20 protein-coding genes are annotated in these 18,034 nt (G+C 67.9%); 7 read left to right on the forward strand and 13 right to left on the reverse strand.

Features of this window, described 5'->3' with window-relative positions; translation table 11 throughout:
- The first annotated feature begins 20 nt into the window (after positions 1-20).
- Positions 21-722: a polysaccharide deacetylase family protein gene (locus GVY39_RS06835; RefSeq protein ID WP_159921674.1), complete on the forward strand. Its 702-nt coding sequence runs from the start codon at positions 21-23 to the stop codon at positions 720-722.
- A gap of 57 nt (positions 723-779) precedes the next feature.
- On the opposite strand, the gene GVY39_RS33835 is transcribed toward GVY39_RS06835, so the two are convergent.
- Positions 780-1,061: a hypothetical protein gene (locus tag GVY39_RS33835; protein WP_201295172.1), complete on the reverse strand. Its 282-nt coding sequence runs from the start codon at positions 1,059-1,061 to the stop codon at positions 780-782.
- A 327-nt stretch (positions 1,062-1,388) separates the two neighbouring features.
- Here GVY39_RS33835 and GVY39_RS34950 point away from each other — a divergent pair, with 327 nt between their 5' ends.
- Positions 1,389-1,517 carry a hypothetical protein gene (locus GVY39_RS34950; RefSeq protein ID WP_255466132.1) on the forward strand — a complete coding sequence of 43 codons (129 nt, stop codon included), beginning with the start codon at positions 1,389-1,391 and terminating at the stop codon, positions 1,515-1,517.
- A 36-nt stretch (positions 1,518-1,553) separates the two neighbouring features.
- Here GVY39_RS34950 and GVY39_RS06845 read toward each other — a convergent pair whose 3' ends face one another.
- Together GVY39_RS06845 and GVY39_RS06850 are read right to left on the reverse strand one after the other, a co-directional pair.
- Complete coding sequence (locus tag GVY39_RS06845; RefSeq protein ID WP_159921672.1) at positions 1,554-1,970, reverse strand: PPOX class F420-dependent oxidoreductase; 417 nt, start codon at positions 1,968-1,970, stop codon at positions 1,554-1,556.
- A 46-nt stretch (positions 1,971-2,016) separates the two neighbouring features.
- A complete protein-coding gene (locus GVY39_RS06850) occupies positions 2,017-2,415 on the reverse strand; it encodes a helix-turn-helix domain-containing protein (RefSeq protein WP_159921670.1) in 399 nt (132 codons plus the stop codon).
- Between the two features lie 96 nt (positions 2,416-2,511).
- Here GVY39_RS06850 and GVY39_RS06855 point away from each other — a divergent pair, with 96 nt between their 5' ends.
- Positions 2,512-3,363 carry an SDR family oxidoreductase gene (locus GVY39_RS06855; RefSeq protein WP_159921668.1) on the forward strand — a complete coding sequence of 284 codons (852 nt, stop codon included), beginning with the start codon at positions 2,512-2,514 and terminating at the stop codon, positions 3,361-3,363.
- A gap of 51 nt (positions 3,364-3,414) precedes the next feature.
- Here GVY39_RS06855 and GVY39_RS06860 read toward each other — a convergent pair whose 3' ends face one another.
- Entirely contained in the window at positions 3,415-3,792 is a 378-nt protein-coding gene (locus tag GVY39_RS06860; RefSeq protein WP_159921666.1) for a VOC family protein, read from the reverse strand.
- A gap of 133 nt (positions 3,793-3,925) precedes the next feature.
- Here GVY39_RS06860 and GVY39_RS06865 point away from each other — a divergent pair, with 133 nt between their 5' ends.
- Positions 3,926-4,708, forward strand: coding sequence for a TetR/AcrR family transcriptional regulator C-terminal domain-containing protein (locus GVY39_RS06865; protein WP_223519163.1), 783 nt, complete (start codon positions 3,926-3,928; stop codon positions 4,706-4,708).
- Here the strand turns inward: GVY39_RS06865 and GVY39_RS06870 are convergent.
- Complete coding sequence (locus GVY39_RS06870; RefSeq protein ID WP_159921792.1) at positions 4,705-5,238, reverse strand: carboxymuconolactone decarboxylase family protein; 534 nt, start codon at positions 5,236-5,238, stop codon at positions 4,705-4,707. The two genes, GVY39_RS06865 and GVY39_RS06870, sit on opposite strands and share 4 nt — an antisense overlap.
- 227 nt (positions 5,239-5,465) lie before the next feature.
- Here GVY39_RS06870 and GVY39_RS06875 point away from each other — a divergent pair, with 227 nt between their 5' ends.
- The gene (locus GVY39_RS06875; RefSeq protein ID WP_159921664.1) at positions 5,466-6,338 is read left to right on the forward strand and encodes an NERD domain-containing protein; all 873 of its coding nucleotides are present in this window, start codon (positions 5,466-5,468) and stop codon (positions 6,336-6,338) included.
- 4 nt (positions 6,339-6,342) lie between these two features.
- On the opposite strand, the gene GVY39_RS06880 is transcribed toward GVY39_RS06875, so the two are convergent.
- The 6 genes from GVY39_RS06880 to urtA all read right to left on the reverse strand — a co-directional run bounded on the left by GVY39_RS06880 (position 6,343) and on the right by urtA (position 12,147).
- On the reverse strand, positions 6,343-7,044 hold the full coding sequence (locus GVY39_RS06880; RefSeq protein WP_159921662.1) for a GntR family transcriptional regulator: 702 nt from the start codon (positions 7,042-7,044) through the stop codon (positions 6,343-6,345).
- 8 nt (positions 7,045-7,052) lie between these two features.
- Complete coding sequence (gene urtE / locus GVY39_RS06885) at positions 7,053-7,745, reverse strand: urea ABC transporter ATP-binding subunit UrtE (protein WP_159921660.1); 693 nt, start codon at positions 7,743-7,745, stop codon at positions 7,053-7,055.
- Positions 7,738-8,592 carry an urea ABC transporter ATP-binding protein UrtD gene (urtD, locus tag GVY39_RS06890; protein ID WP_159921658.1) on the reverse strand — a complete coding sequence of 285 codons (855 nt, stop codon included), beginning with the start codon at positions 8,590-8,592 and terminating at the stop codon, positions 7,738-7,740. The genes urtE and urtD overlap by 8 nt, the downstream gene beginning before the upstream one ends.
- Positions 8,589-9,731 carry an urea ABC transporter permease subunit UrtC gene (urtC, locus tag GVY39_RS06895; RefSeq protein WP_159921656.1) on the reverse strand — a complete coding sequence of 381 codons (1,143 nt, stop codon included), beginning with the start codon at positions 9,729-9,731 and terminating at the stop codon, positions 8,589-8,591. Before urtC ends, urtD begins: the two co-directional genes overlap by 4 nt.
- On the reverse strand, positions 9,728-10,612 hold the full coding sequence (gene urtB / locus GVY39_RS06900) for an urea ABC transporter permease subunit UrtB (RefSeq protein WP_159921654.1): 885 nt from the start codon (positions 10,610-10,612) through the stop codon (positions 9,728-9,730). Before urtB ends, urtC begins: the two co-directional genes overlap by 4 nt.
- Before the next feature lie 308 nt (positions 10,613-10,920).
- The gene (gene urtA, locus GVY39_RS06905) at positions 10,921-12,147 is read right to left on the reverse strand and encodes an urea ABC transporter substrate-binding protein (protein ID WP_223521637.1); all 1,227 of its coding nucleotides are present in this window, start codon (positions 12,145-12,147) and stop codon (positions 10,921-10,923) included.
- Between the two features lie 419 nt (positions 12,148-12,566).
- Between urtA and GVY39_RS06910 the strand changes: the two genes are divergently transcribed.
- Positions 12,567-14,396 carry an acyl-CoA dehydrogenase gene (locus tag GVY39_RS06910; protein ID WP_159921650.1) on the forward strand — a complete coding sequence of 610 codons (1,830 nt, stop codon included), beginning with the start codon at positions 12,567-12,569 and terminating at the stop codon, positions 14,394-14,396.
- A 3-nt stretch (positions 14,397-14,399) separates the two neighbouring features.
- Here the strand turns inward: GVY39_RS06910 and GVY39_RS06915 are convergent, their stop codons facing one another.
- A complete protein-coding gene (locus GVY39_RS06915; RefSeq protein ID WP_236565322.1) occupies positions 14,400-15,245 on the reverse strand; it encodes a TetR/AcrR family transcriptional regulator in 846 nt (281 codons plus the stop codon).
- Between the two features lie 74 nt (positions 15,246-15,319).
- Between GVY39_RS06915 and GVY39_RS06920 the strand changes: the two genes are divergently transcribed.
- Entirely contained in the window at positions 15,320-16,546 is a 1,227-nt protein-coding gene (locus GVY39_RS06920; protein ID WP_159921648.1) for an MFS transporter, read from the forward strand.
- A 63-nt stretch (positions 16,547-16,609) separates the two neighbouring features.
- On the opposite strand, the gene ramB is transcribed toward GVY39_RS06920, so the two are convergent.
- Complete coding sequence (ramB, locus tag GVY39_RS06925; RefSeq protein WP_159921646.1) at positions 16,610-18,016, reverse strand: acetate metabolism transcriptional regulator RamB; 1,407 nt, start codon at positions 18,014-18,016, stop codon at positions 16,610-16,612.
- Positions 18,017-18,034: the final 18 nt, after the last annotated feature.

Genomic DNA, 18,034 nt, shown 5'->3' on the forward strand with positions numbered 1-18,034 from the left:
AATTCTGTTATACAGCGTGCATGTTTCGCAGGTGGCTGATCGGAAGTGTGCCGGTGCTCGTCGTGGTGGTGCTGCTGGTGACGGGCACCTACTATCTGACGAAAGCGCGCACCTTCCAATTGGCCGGTCACGTGGTCAGCCGGGTGGACACCGACGCGCGGGTGGTCGCACTGACCTTGGACGACGGGCCGTCAGATCGCGCGCCCGAAGTGCTGAAAGTGCTCGCCGCCGCTCAGGTTCCGGCCACGTTCTATCTGAACGGCCGCGATCTTGTGGCGCGCCCGGAGCACGGCAGGGCGATCGCCGCGGCGGGCCACGAGATCGGCAACCACACCTATTCGCATCGGCGGATGGTCTTCGTCACCCCCGGCACGGTCCGCGAGGAGGTCGAGAGCACCGACGCCGAGATCATGAAGACCGGTTACGTCGGTCCGATCACCTTCCGCCCGCCCTACGGCAAGAAGCTGTTCACGCTGCCGCGTTACCTGGCCGAGCACGACCGGACCACCGTGATGTGGGACGTCGAACCCGATTCCGGGAAGAGCGCCACCGCGGACGACATCGTCGCCGAGACCCTCGCCGAGGTCCGTCCCGGCTCGATCATCCTGCTGCACGTCATGTTCGGCACGACCGCCGCTTTGGACGCCATCCCGCGCATCGTGACCGAGTTGCGTGCGGCGGGCTACCAGTTCGTCACCGTATCGGACTTGATGTCCCGCTGAGTCTCTCGTCGGCCCACCGCCGATGCGGCCGTGGTCGGCCACCCCGCGGCCCTTCGCTCAGTCGTTGCCTCCGGTTGTCCACTGGCGGAGCTTGTCGGGATTGCGGACGGCCCAGAGGCGTTTGATCCGGTCGCCCGCGATCTCGAACGCCACCACCGTCGCTGTGGTCTCGCCCAGCTGGAGTACCAGACCGGGACGGCCGTTGACCGTGCGTTCCAGCATCGTTTGGCCGGATGTCCTGGCGGTGAGACCGATGATGTAGCGAGCAATCCGCTCGCCGCCTTCGATCGGGTGCGGGAGGGCGTTGGCCTGGGCCGCCGTCGGCGATTCCGATGGCATCGGGGTCGAGCAGGCCGATGAGGGCGTTGATGTCCGAAGGGGAAGCGGAAGATGTCGTGCAGGATGAAGGCCACGCGCTCGGCCGGGGTCATGGATTCGAGCACGACGAGGAACGCCATGTCGACCGACTCGTCGAGGGTGATCCGGTCGGCGGGGTCGGCGGAGCCGCCGGACCGGTTGCCGGTCCACTCTCCGTGGTCGGGCAGGGGTGCGGGAATCCACTCGCCCACATAGCGTTCCCGTCTGGCGCGCGCCGAGCCGAGCAGGTCGAGGCAGATGCGGCCGGACTCGGGAACGCGCAAGGGAGGGTTTCAGAGCGCGATATGGGTGCGAGAGACCGTGTGCCTTCGACAGTCGAACGGCACATGGCTGATCGGGCACGAGCATGTCTCGATTCCGATCAACCCGGAGAACCTGCAAGTCTGGCTGGCCTCGGACAAAGACCAGCCCGCGTGATCGTGGACCGGCGAACGGTGCTTCGACGACCCTGTATCAGAGCATGCCGTAGGCGTGGGTCGGTGTGAACAGGACCAAGGCGCGGCGATCGGTGACCATCGCGTTGCGGTACTCGTCCCAGTCGGGGTGTTCTCCGGTGGCGGTGCGGTAGTAGTCGACGAGCGCGTCGACGGTGGGGTCGCCGGGCGCGGCGGCGACGGGGGTCAGCTCGGCCGTGCCCTCGAGCACGGTGTAGGCGAAGAAGTCGTCGCGGGTCACGTGCAGCGCCGCCCACGGGTCGCGAACGAGGTTGTGATACTTCGCACGGTCGGCGGTGATGGAGATGCGGATGCGGCCGTCATCGCCGACGACGTGCAGCACGTTGGACAGTTGCGGCCGTCCGTTGCGGCGGATCGTGGTGAGCACGGACCTGCGGTGGTCGCGCGCGAAAGCGACTGCGGCGGCGAGTTCCATGCCCGTGTAACCCGCGGTGACGCCGGTCTCTTCCCGCCGTCGCGGTTCAGTCGCGGTGATAGGCCGCTTGGGCCTCGCGCACCCGCGGCATGTTGGTCTCCAGCACCTGGATGAGCGCCTCCAAGTGCGCGGCGACCTCGGCGCCGAGTTCGGTGAGGGTGTATTCCACCCGCGGCGGAATGGTCTCCAGGACCTCCCGATGCACCATGCCGTCGCGTTCGAGTGCCTGGAGGGTCTGCGACAGCATGCGCTCGCTCACGCCGTCCACGCGTCGGCGCAGGGCGCTGAACCGGAAGGCGCCTTCGCGCAGCGCGACCAGCGCCAAGGTGCCCCAGCGACTGGCGACGTTCTGCAAGACCGGTCGTGACGTGCAGTTCCGGGCGAAGACGTCGGCTTCCAGCGTGGGGTCGTCGGCCTCGGCCGAGACGGTTCGCTGGGTGGTCATGACCGTAATGGTAGCGAACTTGACCACAGCGGCCACGGAATGCATAGTACTTACGAATAGTTAGCACTATAAAATTCGTATGCCTGGGAGGTATTCATGACCGTCGCCGTGACCGGAGCCAGTGGACAGTTGGGCCGACTGGTGGTGGAGGAGTTGTTGCGCGCGGGGGCGACGCCCGTCGTCGCGATCGTGCGTGATCCACGGAAGGTGGCCGACCTGTCCGAACGTGGAGTGGATGTCCGGCAGGCCGGCTATGGCGACCCGGCGGCCTTCGAACGCGCTCTCGAGGGCATCGACCGGGTGCTGCTGGTCTCGGGCAACGAGTTCGGCGCACGAGTAGCTCAGCACACCAACGTCATCCGCGCGGCGGAACGCGCGGGCGTGGAACTACTCGCCTACACCAGCATTCCGAACGCGATCGACAACCCGTTGATTCTCGCGCAGGAGCACAAGGCCACCGAAGCGGTGCTCGCCGAATCCGCCGTGCCGCATGTCCTTCTGCGCAATGGCTGGTACTGGGAGAACTACCTGGGCGGCCTCGCGGGCGCGGTGGAGTCGGGCGTGCTGCACGGAGCCGCGGGCGACGGGCGGGTGGCCGGTGCGGCGCGCGCCGACTATGCCGAAGCTGCCGCACGGGTGCTCACCACCGAGGGTCACGCGGGCCGGGTGTACGAACTCGGCGGCGGGGACAGCCTCACCTATGCCGAATTGGCCCAAACGATTTCGGAGGCGGCGGGCAAGCCGGTGCGCTACGAGAACCTGCCGGAGGCGGACTACGCCGCCGCGTTGATCCAGGCCGGATTGCCGGAGGTCTACGCGAAGGCACTCGCCGACGCCGACGCGGGCATCGCCGAGGGCATTCTCGACGTGCGCTCAGGAGACCTGGAGAAACTGCTCGGCCGACCGGCTACCGCGGCCGTCGAAGTCTTCCGGGCCGCGCTCGGCTGAGTGCCGCCGAAGCCGAACGGCGCGGATCCTCGCGAGATCCGCGCCGTTCGCTCATACCCACTGCACCAATTGGATGATGATTCCGTTCGGATCACTCATCTGGAAGTACCGCTCGCCCCACTCTTCGGTCTCGATGGGTGTCACGATCGGCACTCCCTCGCCTTGCAGCCGGGCGTACTCGGCGTCGATGTCGTCGACGACGAAGACGACGAGCAGGCCCTCGCCCGCGCTGCCCGCGGCGCTCTTCGGCTTGAAGCTCGCCAGCCCGGTGCGCAAGTAGATGACGTTCGATCCGGCGTCGGCGCGGTCCAGGGAGACGAACCCGTCGGCCGACATCTTCTCCTCGAAACCGAGGTGGTCGATGAGGAACTTCGCCGAGGCGGCCGGGTCGGGGACGTTGAGCGAGATGGCGGAAGCGGTGATGTTCATGAGTCCTCCTCGGCGACAGCAATCAACTCTGTACTAAGTACTCTATACTTTGTATAGATTCTCTTGGAGTGGTGCACTATGAGCTGGGTCACATCGATACGATCGGTGATCCGAGTGGGTTGAGGAGGCGGCGGTGGAACAGCCGAAGGAACGCAGCGGTGCGGGCGACCCGGTGCGCACGCTGGAGTTGCTGTGGCGGATTCCGCCCGCTTCCGGCACGGGCCGGGGGCCGAAGCAGCGCAGCAGCATCGAGGCGGTCGTCGCCGCGGCGATCGAGATCGCCGACACCGACGGGCTCGGCGCGCTGACGATGCGCGCCGTCGCCACCAGGCTCGGCCTGACCCCGATGGCCACCTACACCTACGTGCCGGGAAAGGCCGAACTGCTCGACCTGATGCTGGACACGGTCTACGCGCGGATGGAGCGCGCCGACCTCACCGGCCTGTCCTGGCGCGAGCGGGTCGCCCGGATCGCGGCCGAGAACCGCGTCATGCTGGCCCGCCATCCCTGGGTGGCGTATCTGCCCACCACCCGGCCACCGCTCGGCCCCGGCCTCGCCGCCAAATACGACCACGAGCTGGAGGCCTTCGCGGGCCTCGGGCTCGACGACGTCGCCATGGACGCCGCACTGACGTTCGTGCTCGGCTGGGTCACCTCCGTCGCCCGCATCGCCATCGACAGTGCGCGGGCCGCGGCCGACAGCGCCATGTCCGACGGGCAGTGGTGGGAACGGGCCGCACCGATCCTGGCGCAGGTTTTCGATGCCCAGCGCTACCCGCTGGCCGCACGTATCGGCGCGTCCGCGGGCCGAGCGCACGACGCCGCCTACAGCGCCGATCACGCCTGGGAATTCGGTTTGGCGCTGGTGCTGGACGGTCTGGCGCGCCGGATCGAGGGGCCGCCCGTCGGCTCCTAGACGCCGTCGCGCTGGATGCGCAGCGCGGTGATGGTGGAGGCCAGCCCGTCGTATTGGTTGATCAGCAGGACGATTTCGATCAGACTGCGCTCGTCGTAGTGCTTCGCCAGTTCCGCCCAGGTGTCGTCGTCGAGGTCGCGCGTCCGCACGAGTTGGTCCACGGCGGCCAGCAGCGCCCGGTGCTTGTCCGACCAGCCCGCTGCCGCGGGGCCTTCGCGCAGCCGCTCGAGGATTTCGCCCGTCACCCCGGCGCGCCTGCCGAGCCGGATGTGATGGTCCATCTCGTAGTCGCAGCCGCGCAGGTGCGCGACCCGGATGATGACCAGCTCGGACTCGTGACGGGGCAGGCGTCCGCCCGGCATGAGTTTGCCCGAGTAGTGCAGCCAGCCCCGGAACAGACCGCGGGTGCGGCCGAGCGTGCTGAACAAGTGGGCGTCACCGGTGCCTGCGGCGCGGGAAAGCACCTGCCAGACAACCCAGTTGAGCGGGCCGAGTTCTCGGAACCGTCCGGGTGAGATGCGTGGTTGCAGCGCTGAAACCATGCTGGTTGCCACCTCCGCGTGGTCTGTTCGGCCGGCGTCGGTGCCGACCGAGATTCGAGCCTACTTGGCAGTATCCCGTGCGGAGGTCAGCATTCTTTTGCTTTCGGAGTGGTTTTCGGCCGGGTACCCCGTCATCATCAGTACCGGTGCGGGTCACCGCGGCCGCAGTGGGTTTCGCGGCGTCAGGTGTGGACAACAGGTCGGCAGGGGAACAGATGCTGGTGAGGATCAGGCCCGGAGCGGAGCTTTCCGGTGCCGAGCGGGAATTCGTCGCGTGCCTGCGGTCGTATCCGACGACCGGCCTCGCCGTGATCGATCTGGAAGCGGACAACCGGCGCGTCGACGCCGTGGTGTGGACCCCGCGTGGGCTGACCGTGCTGGAGGTACACGGGTTCCGGCGCAGGCAGAGCGGCATTCTGAGCACACCGGCCGAAGAACCGTGGAAGATCAGCGACGCACCGGTGGAATTGGACGACCCGGAATCCGGGAGCCCCGCCGAGCGCGTGGAACACGGCATCTACGCGGTCAAGCACATGCTCCAGCGGGCGTTACAGGACCCCGGCCACATCAGCGGCGCCGTGGTGCTCGTCCCGTTCCGGGGCGCCGTGGTGCGACCGGCGCGCACCAGCCTGCGGCCGGGTTTGGACGTCGTCGTCGGAAACGTCACCGACGCGACCGAGCTGCGTATCTACCTGGAGGGATTCTCCGCGGGACCGCGGAACTGGACCGTGGACCGGGTCATCGGCGCGTGCGGCGCGCTCGGTCTGGCGGAGATCGCGCCGTCCCGCGCGGAACTGCTCGAGGCGGGCTTCGAAGACCAGGCGCCGGAGCCGGTCACGACCATCGCCCGCTCACCCAAGCCGCGCGTGCAGCCGACGCCGGGCGTCGCGACGAAGGGACAGGCCTACGCCGGTTGGTCGGTCGTCGTGATCGCGGTGGTCGGAGTCCTGTTCGTGCTCGGGGTGATCGCCACCGCCTTGGCCCACGACTCGGCGCAGCCGCTCCCGGCGACCGATACGACGACTCCCACCCCGTCGCCGCCCGCGTACCGGCCCACCGAGTGCTTCCCCTTCCAACAGAGCTGCTGACACGTCAATCGCGCACGGCGCGGCCGAGTTTGGTCAGGCGCAGCGCGTGCTGCGCGCGGGCCAGCACGTGCGTTCGCGAGGTGTCGATGTGGGCGGTGAGCGTGGCCGCCGCCGCGTCCACCGCACCGGAGACCAGATGTTCGGCCACCGCGATGTGCTCGGCGGTCATCGTGGCGATTCGTTCCGGGGTCGGCATGTCCAGTGTGCGCACCGGGCGCACACGGACGTGCACGGCGGTGAGGGCGTCGGCGAGAGCGGCGTTGCCCGCGGCCGCGAGCAGGGTGGTGTGGAACCGTTCGTCGGCTGCCACCAGCGCCGGGCCGGGTTCGGGTGGGTCGTCGAGGAGCGCGCGCCAGACGTCGAGTTCCGCGCGCACGAGTTCCAGATCGTGCACGGGAGCCTCGCCGGACGGCCCCACTCGTTGCATGCCCCTGGCCTCCAGCACGAGCCGTAACTCGTAGAGGTGATCGAGTTCGTCCAGTCGGGGACGGTACGGGTACAAGCCGTCGGCGAGCCGCTCCACCAGGCCGTCCGCCTGCAATCGGGCCAGCGCCTCGCGCACCGGGGTGCGTGAGACCCCGTAAGTTTCGGCGAGACGTTCTTCGCCGAGCCGTTCGGTCGGCACGATGGCTCCGGTGGCCAGGTCGTGGCGCAACGAGTCGTACACCTGCTCACGCAAGGGAATCCGCCCCCTGTCGCGCGTCACGGCGGTGCTCAGATCGCCATCGCCGAGCGGACCGCGCTCTCGGCGCCCGCGCCACCCGCGCCCGTGGAGGTCACCCGGCCGGATTGCAGCACGTAGTAGCGCTGCGCCGCCTGCAACGCGAAGCCGATGTGCTGTTCGACCAGCAGCACGCTCAGCCCGCCGCGCCGGGTGAGATCGATGATGGTGCGCTCGATCTCGGCGACCACCGACGGCTGGATCCCTTCGGTCGGCTCATCGAGGATGAGCAGTTTCGGCTCGGTGATCAGCGCCCGCGCGATGGCGAGTTGCTGACGCTGGCCGCCGGACAGCAGGCCCGCTTTGCGGGTGAGCAACTCGCGCAGCGCGGGGAACAGCTCGAGCGCTTCATCGATCAGCGCCTTGCCGCGTTTACGGCCGTCCGCGACCACCTGCAAATTCTCGGCGGTGGTCAGTTGGGGGAAACTCTGCTGTCCCTGCGGCACGTACGCGATCCCGCGGCGCACTCGCCGCGACGGCGCGAGCTTGGTGATCGTTTCCCCATCGAACTCGATGCGGCCCGACTTCGCGCCGATCAAGCCGACGGCGGTGCGCAGCAGCGTGGTCTTCCCGGCGCCGTTGTGCCCCATGATGGCGACCACGCTGTCGTCCGGCACGGTCACCGAGACGCCGTGGATCACCTCGGTGCGGCCGTAACCGGAGTGGATATCGGTGAGTTCAAGCATCGCTGTCGCCTTCCTGGGGTAACTGCGGGGCAGGTGCGGTCGACGCGTCCTCCAGTTCGGTCCCGACCGCCGCGGCGGTGCCGAGATAGACCTCTTGGACCTTCGGATCCGCCTGGACCTGTTCGACGGTCCCTTCGCTGAGCACTGTGCCGCCGGCGAGGACGGTGACCGAGCTGGCGAAGGCGCGCATGAAATCCATGTCGTGCTCGACCACCACGACGACCCGGTCGCCGCCGATGCGGCGCAACAGGTTGCCGGTCTCCTCCCGCTCCTCGGCGCTCATCCCGGCCACCGGCTCGTCCAGCAGCAGCACCGAGGCGTTCTGCACCAGGAGCATGCCGATCTCGAGCCACTGTTTCTGTCCGTGCGCGAGCACCCCGGCGGGCTTGTCGCGAAGGTCGGCCAGACCCGTGGTCTCCAAAGCCTCCTCGATGGCGGGCAGCACCGATTTGCGGCGGCGCAGCATGGTGAGCGCCGAACGTCCCGCGCCCGCCGCGATGTCGAGGTTCTGGAGCACGCTGAGCTGTTCGAACACGCTCGCGGTCTGGAACGTGCGTCCGACTCCGAGCCGGGCGATCTGGTGCACCTTCTTGCCGAGCAGTTCCACACCGGTCTTCTGCGCCGACCCGGTCGCCGGGACCAGCCCGGTGATCGCGTCGATGAGCGTCGTCTTGCCCGCGCCGTTGGGACCGATCAAGAAGCGCAGATCGCCCTGCAACACCGTCAGATCGACGTCGGTGACGGCTTTGAATCCGTCGAAACTCACCGAAAGGCCACGGATCTCGAGGTACTCACTGGACATCCCGGCGTTGCCGCCGAGCTTCGGTTCGTGCGCGGTCTCGGTCATCGCGATTCCACCTTCTCCGTCACAGGTGCCTGCGCCGCCGCGGCCACCACGGCCGGAGCCGGAGCGGGACGCCGGAATCGGTTGTCCAGAACGCCCTTCACCAGGGGCCACAGTCCGGCGAGCCCGGCCGGGACGAACCCGACCACCACGATGAACAGCACGCCTTGCAGATACGTCCACCCCGACGGGAACTCCTCGGACAGCGCCGTCTGCGCCCACGCCACGCCGATCGCGCCGAGCACCGGACCGAGCAGGGTGGTCCGGCCGCCGATCGCCACGCCGATGAGGAAGGCGATCGAGGGAACGACACCGATGTCGGCGGGGGAGATGATGCCGACGATCGGGGTGAACAACGCACCGGCGATGCCCGCGAAGAAGGCGGCGACCACGTAGGCGACGATCTTCACGTTCGCCGGGTCGTACCCCAGGAAACGCACGCGCTCCTCCTGGTCGCGCACCGCCACGAGCAGCTCGCCGTACCGGCTGTGCATCAGCTGCCGCACCAGCGCCACCACCACCAGCAGCGTGCCGGCGGCGATGAAGAACAGCATCTGCCGGTTGACCGGGTCCGACAGCTTGAACCCGAAGAACGCGCGGAAATCCGACAGGCCGGTGAACCCGCCGATGGCTTGCTGGCCGGTCAGCAGGATGGCCAGCGCGGCGGCCAGCGCCTGACTGAGGATGGCGAAGTACGCGCCCTTCACGCGGCGCTTGAACACGCCGTATCCCAAGGCCGCGGCGATCAGCGCGGGCAGCACCAGGATGCCGAGCAGCGCCACCGGAGCCGACGCGAAAGGCTTCCAGAACGACGGCAACTCGCGAATGCCCGCGATCTCCATGAATTCCGGCACGTCGTTGCCGAGCCGGGCGGCGTCGGCCATCTGCAGATGCATGGCCATGATGTAGGCGCCGATACCGAAGAACACGCCCTGACCCAGGGTGAGCATTCCGCCTCGCCCCCAAGCCAAGCCGATGCCGACCGCGACGATCGCGAAGCACAGGAACTTCGCCAGCAGGTTGAGCCGGAAATCGCTGAGCACGGCGGGCGCGACCGCGAACAACAGGATGGCGGCGACGGCGAATCCGGTCGGCGCGCTGAGCGAGGAGTGCGCGCGCCACCGTTGTACGAGCGAGGTCATGCCAGGCTCCTTGTCCGGACGGTGAACAGGCCCTGCGGGCGGACCTGCAGGACGATCACGATGACGACGAAGACGATGACCTTCGCGATGGACGCGGTGGTCGAGTACTCGATGTAGGAATTGAGCAGGCCGAGCGCGAACGCCGCGATCACCGTGCCCTTGATCTGGCCGAGCCCGCCGATGACCACCACGAGGAACGCGTCGATCAGGTAGCTCTGGCCGATGGTCGGGCTGGTGGAGCCGATCAGCGTCAGCGCGACACCGGCCACGCCCGCCAGTCCCGAACCGATGAAGAAGGTGCTGATATCGGTGAAACGGCTGGACACGCCCGATGTCTCGGCCAAGCCGCGGTTCTGCACCACCGCGCGGATGCGGCGGCCCAACGGCGTCGCCTTGAGCACCGCGGCCAGCGCGGTCACCGCGACGACCGCCAGGACGAGGATGAAGATGCGCGTCTTGGGCACCACCGCGCCCAGGATCGTGACGCCGCCGCTGAGCCACTCCGGCGCGATGACGTTCTTGGCCGGCGCGCCGAAGATGTCACGGGCCAGCTGTTGCAGCACCAGCCCGACACCGAAGGTGACCAGCAGGGTGTCCAGCGGCCGGTCGTACATCCACCGGATCAAGCCCATCTCCAGCGCGGCGCCCAGCAGACCGCCGACGAGAAAACCGACCAGCAGGGAGACGACGAGCGAGACGCCCGCCGACGAGACGACCTTCTGCACGACGTAGGTCGTGTAACAACCGGCCATGATGAACTCGCCGTGCGCCATGTTGATCACGCCCATCTGACCGAAGGTCAGCGAGAGACCGAGCGCGGCGAGCAAGAGAATCGATCCCAGACTCAGCCCGGTGAACAGCTGTCCGATCACGACTTCCATGGGAGCTCCTGTATCTGATTGCCGCGCCTCCGCGTGCTCCTTCGTCGCCTACGCGGCGGCCACTCGGACGCGAGCCGGGCCGCGAACGGCGGATGCTCGGTCTCGCTTCGCTCGAAACCGGGGGGTGAGGTGCGCTGGGCGCGTTGGGTGTTCGACATGCGGACCGGAGGTCGATGCTGACCGGATGTCGGCCTGCCTGTGGTGGTCCGTTGCTGTCCGCGGCCCCCCTCATTGCGCGCTCCGCGTGATCGCCGTCGCGACTGTGTCGCTGGGCGGGCACCGGTAGCTGGGCCGCGGACAGCGGCGGACTACTTCAGGCCCTCGGCCCAGTCGTAGGACTTCAGGTAGGGGTCCGGTGTCACGGCCTTGCCGGAATCCCACACGGTGTAGATGAGTCCGTCGGGGCGGATCTCGCCGATGCGGGCGGTCTTGGTGATGTGGTGGTTGGAACCGTCGATGGTGACCAGTCCCTCAGGGGCGTCGAAGCTGACGCCGTCGGCGGCGGCCTGGATGTCCTCCACCTTGAACGACTTGGCCTTCTCGACGGTGTTCTTCCACAGGTAGACCGACGCGTAGGCGGCTTCCATCGGGTCCGAGGTCGGCTTGTCGGCGCCGAAGGCGGCCTTGTAGTCGGCGACGAACTTCCGGTTCACCGGGCTGTCGACGGTCTGGTAGTAGTTCCACGCGGTCAGCTGCCCGGCGATGTGCTGCGCGCCGATGCCCGCGACCTCCTCCTCGGCGATCGACACCGAGACCACCGGCATCTCCGCGGCCTTCAGGCCCGCGTTGCTGTACTCGCGGAAGAACGCGACGTTGGAGTCCCCGTTGAGGGTGTTGAACACCGCCCCCGCCTTGGCGCTGCGGACCTTGTTCACGATGGTGGAGAAGTCGGTGGAGCCGAGCGGGGTGTAATCCTCGCCCTTGATCTCGATGCCGTTGGCCGCGGCGTACGCCTTGATCTCGCGATTGGCGGTCTGCGGGAAGACATAGTCGCTCCCGACCAGGTAGAGGGAGGTGATGCCCTTCTGCTTCAGGTAGTCCAGCGCCGGGATGATCTGCTGGTTGGTGGTCGCGCCGGTGTAGAAGATGTTCTTGCTGTCCTCGAGGCCCTCGTACTGCACCGGGTAGTAGAGCAGCGAGTTCAGGCTCTCGAACTTCGGCTTCATCGCCTTTCGGCTCGACGAGGTCCAGCCGCCGAACACGGCGGCGACACAGTCGGAACTGATCAGCTTCTCCGCCTTCTCCGCAAAGGTCTTCGGGTCCGAGGCGCCGTCCTCGAGCACCAGGTCGATCTTCTTGCCGAGCACGCCGCCCGCGGCGTTGATCTGGTCGACGGCCAGCTTGGTCGAATTGGCGACCGTGACCTCGGAAATGGCCATCGTGCCGGACAGGGAGTGCAGCGAACCGATCTTGATCGTGTCCTTCGACGTGTCGACGCAGGACGCGGCGCCGGAGCCGGTGGTGGAGGCGTCGTCCTTGGCGCCGCAGGCGGTCAGCAACAGGGCAGCGAGCGCGACCGCGGTGGGCACCGCCATCACTCTCGCCACACGCCCGGAGCGATGGATGGCACGGGAATCTGGCATGGGGCGAACCCTCTCCTCATCAGGTGTTGCGGCGGCGTCGGCAGGGCGCCGCATCGAACACACCCGTCTTCGCCCCGCTCACGGCTGTAGACGGGGCTGTATACAACGGCTGTATCCGTGATGCGAACGGTAGACAGAAGTTGTTGCGCCGGAATATCTCTCGATGACAAGTCCGTTTCGTCTGTTTCGCGGAGGTGAACATTCCCGGTCAATGTTCGGTGCCCCGCTGTGAGGTTCCGGCAAACCCGCTGGCCGGGGCGGAGGTGGCTACGGTTGCGTAGCGTCGCCGCGATGCGGCACGCTTCGATTCGTACGACGCCTGAACCGTCCCAATCCGCGGCGGCCCGCGGACTCGAGTCGAGGAGGACCCGGTGGGCCACTACAAGGCGAATCTGAGGGATATCGAGTTCAACCTGTTCGAGGTGCTCGAGCTGGACAAGCTCCTGGATACGGGCGCCTACGGCGATCTGGACTCCGGCACCGTCCGGGAGATCCTGTCCGAGGTCCGGCGACTGGCCGAGGGACCGGTGGCGGACTCCTTCGCGGCGGCCGATCGTGATCCGGTCGTCTACGATCCGGCCACCTTCTCGATCGCTGTTCCGGAGCCGCTACGTAGGACCGTCACCGCCGTGCGCGACGCGGACTGGAGCAGGCTCGGCATGCCGGAGGGCATGGGCGGCACGCCCGCGCCCGCGGTGCTGGTGTGGGCGGTCGCCGAGATGATCACCTGCGCCAATCCGTCGGCGTCGTTCTTCAACATGGGCCCGGTCATGGCGTCGGTGCTCTACAACGTCGGCACCGAGCAGCAGCGGCACTGGGCCACACTCGGCTTCGAGAAGGGCTGGCAGGGCACCATGGTGCTCACCGAACCCGATGCCGGGTCCGACGTCGGGGCCGGCCGCGCCAAGGCGATCCGTCAGGAGGACGGCTCCTGGCACATCGAGGGCGTGAAGCGCTTCATCTCCGGCGCCGAGGTCGGCGACACCGCCGAGAACGTCTTCCACCTGGTGCTGGCCCGCCCCGAGGGCGCCGGACCGGGCACGAAGGGCCTGTCGCTGTTCTATGTGCCGAAGTTCCTCTTCGACCCCGAGACCTTGGAAATCGGCGAGCGCAACGGTGTGTACGTCACCGGGGTGGAGCACAAGATGGGCCTGAAATCCTCGCCCACCTGCGAGCTGACCTTCGGCGGCCACGGCATCCCCGCCAAGGGCTGGCTGGTCGGCGAGGTGCACAACGGCATCGCCCAGATGTTCCAGGTCATCGAGAACGCGCGCATGATGGTCGGCGTCAAATCGTCGGGCACCCTGTCGACCGGTTACCTCAACGCGCTGGCCTTCGCCAAGGAGCGGGTCCAGGGCGCCGACCTGACGCAGATGACCGACAAGGCCGCGCCGCGCGTGAGCATCATCCGCCACCCGGACGTGCGGCGGTCGCTGGCCATGCAGAAGGCGTACGCGGAGGGGCTGCGCGCGGTGTACCTGTACACCGCCGCTCACCAGAACGACGACGTGGCGCAACTGGTCTCGGGCGCGGACCCCGACCTGGCGCACCGCGTGGACGATCTGCTGCTGCCGATCGTCAAGGGTGTCGGCTCCGAGCGCGCCTACCAGTACCTGACCGAGTCGCTGCAAACCCTGGGCGGCTCCGGCTATCTCCAGGACTACCCGATCGAGCAGTACATCCGCGACGCGAAGATCGACTCGCTCTACGAGGGCACCACCGCCATCCAGGCGCAGGACTTCTTCTTCCGCAAGATCGCCCGCGACCGCGGCGTCGCGCTCGCCCACGTCAGCGCGCGAATCGCGGCGTTCCTGGACGCGAAGACCGGGCGGTTCGAGACCGAACGCGAACTGCTGCGCACCGCCGCGGCGGATGTGCAGGCGATGGCGGCCGCCCTCACCGGCTTCCTCATGGGCGCCCGGGAGGAGCCGAGCGAGCTGTACAAGGTCGGCTCGGGCTCGGTGCGCTTCCTGCTCGCAGTCGGCGACCTCCTCATCGGCTGGCGGTTGCTGGTGCAAGCGGAGATCGCGGCCGCGGCACTCGCCGCCGGCGCGCCCGAGAAAGATCGCGCTTTCTACGCCGGAAAGGTCGCTGTCGCGAGCTTCTTCGCCAAGAACGCGCTGCCGAACCTGACCGCGGTGCGCGAGATCATCGAGTCACTCGACAACGACATCATGAACCTGGACGAGGCGGCGTTCTAGCGGTCAGCCCTCTGAATCGGACAGCAGTTTGAGTACGACGGGCCGCGACAGCGTGCCGGAGACCTGCTTGGCGAGCTTATTGGCGCTCGCGCCCGCGGCATGGGCCGCCCGCAGGGCGGTGGCGAGGTCCGCGCGGGCGGCCTCGGCGGTGGCCTGGGCGTCGCGCAGCCTGCGTGCGGCGCGGTCCACCTCGGACTGTCCGTCGCCGGTGGTCAAATCATTGACCAGTTCGACCTCCGGCAGGCGTGCTCCCCGCTCGTCCGGGGCCGCGTCGCGCCGCATCGCCGCCCTGGCGAAGTCCATCAGGAACGCGCGGGTGGCGTCCTTGTCCTGCGCACCGGCCTCACCCAGCAGCAGCTTGGTGGTCTGCGGGACGGCGAGCGACCAGTTGGCCAGGCCACACAGCGCCAGCAGCAGGCGCCCCGCGTTCGTGGCGTCGATGTCGAACTGCTCTCGGGCGCGGTCGGATTTGCGGACGTAGTGCCGGGCGCGCCAGCCGTCGATGTCGTGGGCGTCGGCGCCGCGATGCAGCGCCTCCCAGAGCATCAGCCGCAACAGCTGCGGATTGTCGCGGTGGTAGTCGAACAGCTTGCCGACGTACGCGCCGGGTTCGGTATCGGCCAGGGGCTTCACCACGTCGATGAACTCGCGCAGCGTCTCGATCAGGATGACGTCGAACAGCTTGTCCTTGCTGCCGAACAGTCCGTAGATGCGCTCCTTGTTGACGCCGGCCGTCTCGGCGATCCGATCGACTCGCGCCCCGGCCAGCCCGTACTGCGCGAATTCGTCGCGGGCGGCGCGCAACAGAGCCTGCCTGGTCGCGTCACTGCGTTTCATCGTGGCCGTCATGACGAACACTTTACCAGTTCATTAAACCAACTATTTGGTTGACAACGGATCCCGCCGCGCCTACCTTCGAGTCCATGGCAATGCCCACCTTCCAGTCCGCGGCTCCGGTCGCGACGCCCGTCCGGGATACGTCCGCACGGGCCCACACGGGGCGCACCCTGCCCTTCTTCGTTCTGGCCGCCCTCTTGGCCACCGGCCAGATGTACGTCCCCATCCCGCTTTTCGCCGCCATGCGGGCCGACTGGGGCGTCGGCTCCGCGGTGATGACCTGGATCATCAGCGCGTTCGCCTTCGGGTACGCCGGGGGCTTCGTATTGTTCGGGCCGTTGGCGGATCGCTACGGACACCGCCGGGTGCTCGTGGCCGGAATGCTGGTCGCCGCAGTGGTCACCCTATTGACCGGTTTGGCGTTCGATGCACCGCTGGCCGTCGGCCTGCGGGTCGTGCAGGGCCTGGTGGTCGGCTCGATTCCGCCCGCGATCATGGCCTATGTGGCCACCCGCATCGATCCAGCGCACCGTGCCGTGGCCACCATGTCGGTGGCCACGTCGTTTCTCGCGGCCACGGTGATCGCGCAGATCGTGTCGCAGGCGATGGTGGACGTCTTCCCCTGGCGCACCGTCTTCCTCGCATCCGCCGTCGGTTTCGCCTTACTGGCGCTGGTCCTGCGTTCGGTGCTGCTGGCCGACGCTCCCATCGGCCGCGAGCTGCCGCTGCGGTACAGCTACGCCGCCATTCCGGCGGTGCTGCGCATCCGGGCGCTGCTGCCGATGCTGATCGCGGGCGCGATGAGCATGGCCGTGATGGTCGGGGTGTACACCGGCCTGGAACTGACCGGAGTGGTGCGGGGCTCGGGCGAACTGCTCGCGTTGCGTGCGGGCGCGCTGCCGGTGATGGTCGCGCTTCCCCTGCTCGCGGTGCCGCTGGCCCGGCTGTCCAAGCACGGTCAGATCGTGCTCGGCGTACTGATCGCCGCGACGGCGATGGTGCTGGCGACCTTCGAGGGAACCCATCCGGCCGTGCTGGCCGTCCTGCTCGCGGTTCTGGTCGGCGGTCTCGGCATCATCGCTCCCGCCGTGCTGCAGAGCGCGGGCGAGCTGGGCGGCGAATCACGGGCCGCCGCCATGTCGGTCGCGATGTTCAGCTTCTACGTGGGCGCGACCATCGGCCCGCTGGTCGCCGCGTCCGCCGCACCGCACGGTTTCGCGGCGCTGGCCTGGATTCTGGCGGGATTGCTCGTGGCCGCGCTGGGCATGACGGTGGCCGGTCTGCGTATCGCGCGCAAGACACAGGCCGCCTGACACGACGTCCGGCCGGTCGGGCTGCGACACCGGCCGGACGTCGTCCAGGACGATCGGCTACGACTACTTCAGCACGTACGGCGACACCGAGCTGCGGTGTTCGCTGATGTCGAGCACCTTGCCCAGCGGCGGGAAGGCGCGTTGCGGGCAATTGGCGCGTTCGCAGACTCGGCATCCGGCACCGATCGGCGTCGGCTGCACTTCGTCGAGATCGATGCCGTCGGCGTAGATCACGCGGGCCGCGTGCCGCAGTTCGCAGCCGAGTCCGATGGCGAAGGTCTTGCTCGGCTGGCCGTAGCGGGTGGCGCGGCGTTCCACCGTCCGGGCCACCCACAGGTACTTGCGGCCGTCGGGCATCTGCGCGATCTGCGTCATGATCTTGCCGGGATAGGCGAAGGTCTCGTAGACGTTCCACAGCGGGCATGTTCCGCCGCTGGCGGAGAAGTGGAATCCGGTGGCCGACTGGCGCTTGGACATGTTGCCCGCCCGGTCCACTCGCACGAACGAGAACGGCACGCCGCGCAGCGACGGGCGTTGCAGCGTGGAGAGCCGGTGACAGATGGTCTCGTAACTCTGGGTGAAGAACGCCGACAGCCGTTCGATGTCGTAACGGAAGTCCTCGGCGACCTCGTGGAAATGCGTGTACGGCAGCACCGTCGCCGCGGCGAAGTAGTTGGCCAGCCCGAGCATGGCCAGCTTGCGGGCGTCCTCGGACGCGAAATTGCCCTCCTCGACCAGCTTCTCCAGCAGCTCGCCGCACTCGAAGTAGGCCAGTTCGGCGGCCAGCTTGAAGGTGCGCTGCCCGCCGGACAGATGCGGTGCGATCTCCAGGTTGCGGGTCTGCGGGTCGAAGCGGTGCAGCACACCCTCGCCGAGGTCGATGCGCTCGGTGATCCGCACGTCGTGCGCGCGCAGAATCCTGGCGATCTCGCTGTTGACGTCGCCGCCGTGGAAACGGATGCGCGCGGTGAGGTCTTCGGCGGCCGTATCGAGCTCGTGAATGTAGTTCTGACGCTGATAGAAGTAGTCGCGCACTTCCTCGTGCGGCTTGCTGATCGCCCCGCTGCCCGCGCTGTCGGCGAACCGGTCCTCGGTGGCCGCGGCCAGCTGGGCCGAGGTGTTGCGGTAGCGGTTGTGCATGTTGACCAGCGCGCGGGCCATGCTCGGGTGCGCCGAGACCATGTCGGCGATCTCCTGGGCGTCGGCCTCGATGCCCAGCTCCTGGTCCATCACGACCTCTTGGAGTTCGGCGATGAGCCGGGTGTCGTCCTGCGCGGAGAAGAAGGTGGCGTCGACGCCGAACAGGTCGCTGATTTTCAGCAGCACCGGGACGGTGAGCGGCCGCACGTCGTGCTCGATCTGGTTGAGATAACTCGCCGAGATCTCCAGCTGCTGGGCCAGCGCGACTTGGCTCAGCCCGCGTTCGGTCCGCAGCTGACGCAGCCGAGCGCCGACGTAGGTCTTGGCCATGCGTCCAGCTTATGGACG

This window comes from Nocardia sp. CY15 (assembly GCF_009829295.1).
GTDB classification, from domain to species: domain Bacteria; phylum Actinomycetota; class Actinomycetes; order Mycobacteriales; family Mycobacteriaceae; genus Nocardia; species Nocardia sputi.

What these genes read in the sequence shown, in the direction of transcription:
- urtC (WP_159921656.1), bottom strand. Translation starts at nt 9,731, where the DNA reads ATGACCTCGCTCGTACAACGGTGGCGCGCGCACTCCTCGCTCAGCGCG.
- urtB (WP_159921654.1), bottom strand. Translation starts at nt 10,612, where the DNA reads ATGGAAGTCGTGATCGGACAGCTGTTCACCGGGCTGAGTCTGGGATCG.
- GVY39_RS06920 (WP_159921648.1), top strand. Translation starts at nt 15,320, where the DNA reads ATGGCAATGCCCACCTTCCAGTCCGCGGCTCCGGTCGCGACGCCCGTC.
- ramB (WP_159921646.1), bottom strand. Translation starts at nt 18,016, where the DNA reads ATGGCCAAGACCTACGTCGGCGCTCGGCTGCGTCAGCTGCGGACCGAA.
- GVY39_RS33835 (WP_201295172.1), bottom strand. Translation starts at nt 1,061, where the DNA reads ATGCCATCGGAATCGCCGACGGCGGCCCAGGCCAACGCCCTCCCGCAC.
- GVY39_RS06915 (WP_236565322.1), bottom strand. Translation starts at nt 15,245, where the DNA reads ATGACGGCCACGATGAAACGCAGTGACGCGACCAGGCAGGCTCTGTTG.
- GVY39_RS06845 (WP_159921672.1), bottom strand. Translation starts at nt 1,970, where the DNA reads ATGGAACTCGCCGCCGCAGTCGCTTTCGCGCGCGACCACCGCAGGTCC.
- GVY39_RS06860 (WP_159921666.1), bottom strand. Translation starts at nt 3,792, where the DNA reads ATGAACATCACCGCTTCCGCCATCTCGCTCAACGTCCCCGACCCGGCC.
- GVY39_RS06835 (WP_159921674.1), top strand. Translation starts at nt 21, where the DNA reads ATGTTTCGCAGGTGGCTGATCGGAAGTGTGCCGGTGCTCGTCGTGGTG.
- GVY39_RS06850 (WP_159921670.1), bottom strand. Translation starts at nt 2,415, where the DNA reads ATGACCACCCAGCGAACCGTCTCGGCCGAGGCCGACGACCCCACGCTG.
- urtA (WP_223521637.1), bottom strand. Translation starts at nt 12,147, where the DNA reads ATGGCGGTGCCCACCGCGGTCGCGCTCGCTGCCCTGTTGCTGACCGCC.
- urtD (WP_159921658.1), bottom strand. Translation starts at nt 8,592, where the DNA reads ATGACCGAGACCGCGCACGAACCGAAGCTCGGCGGCAACGCCGGGATG.
- GVY39_RS06855 (WP_159921668.1), top strand. Translation starts at nt 2,512, where the DNA reads ATGACCGTCGCCGTGACCGGAGCCAGTGGACAGTTGGGCCGACTGGTG.
- urtE (WP_159921660.1), bottom strand. Translation starts at nt 7,745, where the DNA reads ATGCTTGAACTCACCGATATCCACTCCGGTTACGGCCGCACCGAGGTG.
- GVY39_RS06875 (WP_159921664.1), top strand. Translation starts at nt 5,466, where the DNA reads ATGCTGGTGAGGATCAGGCCCGGAGCGGAGCTTTCCGGTGCCGAGCGG.